This is a genomic window from Vibrio sp. 10N.261.46.A3, assembly GCF_041472995.1.
In the GTDB taxonomy this organism is placed as follows: Bacteria; Pseudomonadota; Gammaproteobacteria; order Enterobacterales; family Vibrionaceae; genus Vibrio; species Vibrio coralliirubri.
Genome location: NZ_JBFRRH010000179.1, coordinates 1 through 4082, shown reverse-complemented (window position 1 = coordinate 4082; position 4082 = coordinate 1). Strand labels below are relative to the sequence as shown.

General features: G+C 43.9%; 4 protein-coding genes. All 4 read left to right on the top strand.

Going from position 1 to position 4082, the window contains the following annotated elements; genetic code table 11:
* The coding region (locus AB4484_RS26310) for a transketolase-like TK C-terminal-containing protein (protein WP_081324670.1) at positions 1 to 165 on the top strand (165 nt) is incomplete at its 5' end.
* A gap of 214 nt (positions 166 to 379) precedes the next feature.
* Positions 380 to 1429, top strand: coding sequence for an erythrose-4-phosphate dehydrogenase (gene epd / locus AB4484_RS26305; RefSeq protein ID WP_372081003.1), 1050 nt, complete (start codon positions 380 to 382; stop codon positions 1427 to 1429).
* 166 nt (positions 1430 to 1595) lie between these two features.
* A complete protein-coding gene (locus AB4484_RS26300; RefSeq protein WP_017059064.1) occupies positions 1596 to 2759 on the top strand; it encodes a phosphoglycerate kinase in 1164 nt (387 codons plus the stop codon).
* A gap of 155 nt (positions 2760 to 2914) precedes the next feature.
* The gene (gene fbaA / locus AB4484_RS26295) at positions 2915 to 3991 is read left to right on the top strand and encodes a class II fructose-bisphosphate aldolase (RefSeq protein ID WP_010435694.1); all 1077 of its coding nucleotides are present in this window, start codon (positions 2915 to 2917) and stop codon (positions 3989 to 3991) included.
* The last annotated feature ends 91 nt before the right edge of the window (positions 3992 to 4082 follow it).

The following is a 4082-nucleotide window of genomic DNA, read 5'->3' as shown; positions in this document are numbered from 1 at the left end:
GTAGAAGCTGGCATCGCTGACTTCTGGTACAAGTACGTTGGTTTCGGTGGCAAGATCATCGGTATGACAACGTTCGGCGAATCTGCACCAGCAGGCGAACTATTCAAGATGTTCGGTTTCACTACTGAAAACGTAGTAAACACAGCGAAAGAGCTTCTTGCTTAATCATTGATTGCTAGCCTAGTGCTAACAATGAAATGAATAAAAAAACCGAGCGCTGAGCTCGGTTTTTTGCCTCTGGGATTTGTTTTCTCCTAGACTCATCTCTATAAGCAGCAGATCAATCTGTCATGAACAAGCTGAGTTATTCAAGTAATGCCTTTTGGGTAGGATTCAGTTATCATCTGTTGCACGAAATTTTGGTTAGATGTACGGAACTATGCTAAAAGTCGCGATAAATGGATTTGGACGAATAGGGCGTAATGTATTGCGCGCTGTCTATGAAAGTGGCAAAAGCCAACAAATCAAAGTAGTAGCGGTCAATGAGCTTGCTCAGCCTGACGCTATGGCTCACCTATTGCAGTACGACACCAGTCACGGCCGCTTCGGTAAGAAAATCTCTAACGATCAAGAGCACATCTATGTCCATCATGGCATTGGTGCTGAAGATAAGGGGGAGTTTGATACCATTCGTATCTTACATCTTGCTGATATTGAGCTGTTGCCTTGGCGTGACCTTGAGGTGGATATTGTTCTCGACTGTACCGGTGTTTATGGTTGCCGAGATGACGGCCTCGCGCACATTGCTGCTGGGGCGAAAAAGGTACTGTTTTCTCACCCCGGTGCCAATGACCTCGATAACACCATTATCTTTGGTGTGAACCACGATACCATCGAAGCGGACCACCGAATCGTTTCCAATGGTTCATGCACCACCAACTGTATTGTCCCTATCATTAAGGTTCTTGATGACGCCTTTGGCATCGAGTCCGGTACGATCACGACTATTCACTCTTCAATGAATGATCAACAAGTTATCGATGCGTACCACAGCGATTTGCGTCGTACTCGAGCAGCAAGCCAATCGATCATTCCTGTCGATACCAAGTTGCATAAAGGTATTGAAAGAATCTTCCCGAAATTTTCCAACAAATTTGAAGCTATATCTGTGCGTGTGCCGACGGTAAACGTAACAGCGATGGATTTAAGTGTCACAATTAATGCAAATGTGAAAGTTAATGACGTAAATCAAACCATTGTTAATGCATCCCAGTGTACATTACACAATATAGTTGACTATACTGAAGCGCCGCTCGTTTCCATCGACTTTAATCACGATCCCCATAGCGCAATCGTTGATGGTTCACAAACGCGAGTGAGCAACGGCCACTTAGTTAAAATGCTAGTGTGGTGTGATAATGAATGGGGCTTTGCGAACCGAATGCTGGATACGGTTCTTGCAATGCAAGCTTCTGAAGGCAAGAAGTAAGACCTAGAAGCAAATGTGCGGATTATTTATTTTTTAGCTTGAAATAAATACTAAGAGTCCACATATTATTAGTAGTGAAAGAATGACCAGTTGAATAATTTATAGGCTTAGCAGGGTTGCTGAGTTTCCAAAACTTTATATTTATTTAAATTTGAGAGGACAAATCATGTCTGTGATCAAGATGACTGACCTGGAACTTGCAGGTAAACGCGTATTTATCCGTGCTGACCTAAACGTACCAGTAAAAGACGGTAAAGTAACTTCAGATGCACGTATCCTTGCATCTCTACCAACTATCAAACTTTGCCTAGAAGCTGGCGCAAAGGTAATGGTTACTTCTCACCTTGGTCGTCCTACTGAAGGCGAATACAACGAAGAGTTCTCTCTAGCTCCTGTAGTTAACTACCTAAACGACGCACTAGACTGCGAAGTTAAACTAGCTAAAGATTACGTAAACGGCCTAGAGCTAAACGCTGGTGAACTTGTTGTTCTTGAAAACGTTCGCTTTAACAAAGGCGAGAAGAAGAACGAAGAAGCACTTTCTAAGCAATACGCTGCACTATGTGACATCTTCGTAATGGATGCATTTGGTACAGCTCACCGTGCTCAAGCTTCTACACACGGCGTTGGTACTTACGCTCCTGTAGCATGTGCTGGCCCTCTTCTAGCTGCTGAGCTTGAAGCGCTTGGTAAAGCAATGGACAACCCAGCTCGCCCACTAGTGGCTATCGTTGGTGGTTCTAAAGTTTCTACTAAACTAACCGTTCTAGAATCTCTTTCTAAAATTGCTGACCAGCTTGTTGTTGGTGGTGGTATCGCGAACACATTCATCGCTGCTGAAGGTCACAACGTAGGTAAGTCTCTATACGAAGCTGACCTAGTTGAAACGGCTCAAAAGCTAATGAAAGAGTGTGCTATCCCAGTAGCAACTGACGTTGCATGTGCTAAAGCATTCGACGAAAACGCAGAAGCTGAAATCAAGCACGTTTCTGAAGTTCAAGACGACGACATGATCTTCGACCTTGGTCCAGATTCAACTGCGGCACTAGCTGAAATCATCGGCAACGCGAAAACTATCCTTTGGAACGGCCCTGTAGGCGTATTCGAATTCAAGAATTTCGAAGCGGGTACTGCGGGTATCTCTAAAGCAATCGCTGAGTCTGCAGGTTTCTCTGTAGCAGGTGGTGGTGACACGCTAGCAGCTATCGACAAGTTCGGTATCAAAGCTGACGTTTCTTACATCTCTACTGGCGGTGGCGCTTTCCTTGAATTCGTTGAAGGTAAAGTACTTCCTGCAGTAGCAATGCTTGAAGAGCGTGCTAAAGCATAATTGATTTAGAAAGGCGAGATGTGAATCTCGCCTTTTAACGTTTGCTGCATATCACACTTTTTTGCTAGAATGGCATAAGTTGTGAGCAAACGATTGCAAGTTTTTAAACTTAAGTTTTTTAATCTTAAAACGATAGAATAAATAGGACTATTTCCATGTCTAAGATCTTCGATTTTGTAAAACCTGGTGTGATTTCTGGCGATGACGTACAGAAAGTATTTGAAGTAGCAAAAGAAAACAAATTTGCTCTTCCTGCTGTAAACGTTGTTGGTACTGACTCTGTAAACGCAGTACTAGAAGCAGCTGCTAAAGTTAAAGCTCCAGTAGTTGTTCAGTTCTCTAACGGCGGCGCTGCATTCTTCGCAGGTAAAGGCGTTAAACTTGAAGGTCAAGGCGCACAAGTTCTTGGCGCTGTAGCTGGTGCAAAATACGTACACGCTGTAGCTGAAGCTTACGGTGTTCCAGTTATCCTGCACACTGACCACGCTGCTAAGAAACTTCTTCCATGGATCGACGGTCTACTAGACGCTGGTGAAGAGTTCTTCGCACAAACTGGTAAGCCTTTATTCTCTTCTCACATGCTAGACCTTTCTGAAGAGTCTCTAGAAGAGAACATCGAAACATGTGCTAAGTACCTAGAGCGCATGGCTAAAATGAACATGACAATCGAGATCGAACTTGGTTGTACTGGTGGTGAAGAAGACGGCGTTGATAACTCTGATATGGACGCATCTGAGCTTTACACTTCTCCAGAAGACGTAGCATACGCTTACGAGAAACTAATGGCTGTTAGCCCACGTTTCACTATCGCTGCATCTTTCGGTAACGTACACGGTGTTTACCAAGCTGGTAACGTTGTACTTACTCCAACTATCCTACGTGATTCTCAAGCATACTGTGCAGAGAAGTTCGGTATCGCACCTAACGCTCTAAACTTCGTATTCCACGGTGGTTCTGGTTCTTCTGAAGCAGAAATCCAAGAGTCTATCGGCTACGGTGTTATCAAAATGAACATCGATACTGATACACAGTGGGCAACTTGGGACGGTATCCGTCAGTACTCTGCTGACAACTTCGATTTCCTACAAGGTCAAATCGGCAACCCAACTGGCGAAGCTGCTCCAAACAAGAAGTACTACGATCCACGCGTATGGCTACGTGCTGGTCAAGCTTCAATGGTTGCTCGTCTAGAGAAAGCATTTGCTGACCTTAACGCTGTAGACGTACTATAATTCTTTGAATTAAGTACTCTTTAAGTTTTAAAAACCCGCTCATCGAGCGGGTTTTTTTATGTCTGATAAAAACTTGAAGGTAAGGAATTTC

Coding starts and splice junctions, on each gene's coding strand:
- fbaA (WP_010435694.1), top strand. CDS start 2,915: ATGTCTAAGATCTTCGATTTTGTAAAACCTGGTGTGATTTCTGGCGAT.
- epd (WP_372081003.1), top strand. CDS start 380: ATGCTAAAAGTCGCGATAAATGGATTTGGACGAATAGGGCGTAATGTA.
- AB4484_RS26300 (WP_017059064.1), top strand. CDS start 1,596: ATGTCTGTGATCAAGATGACTGACCTGGAACTTGCAGGTAAACGCGTA.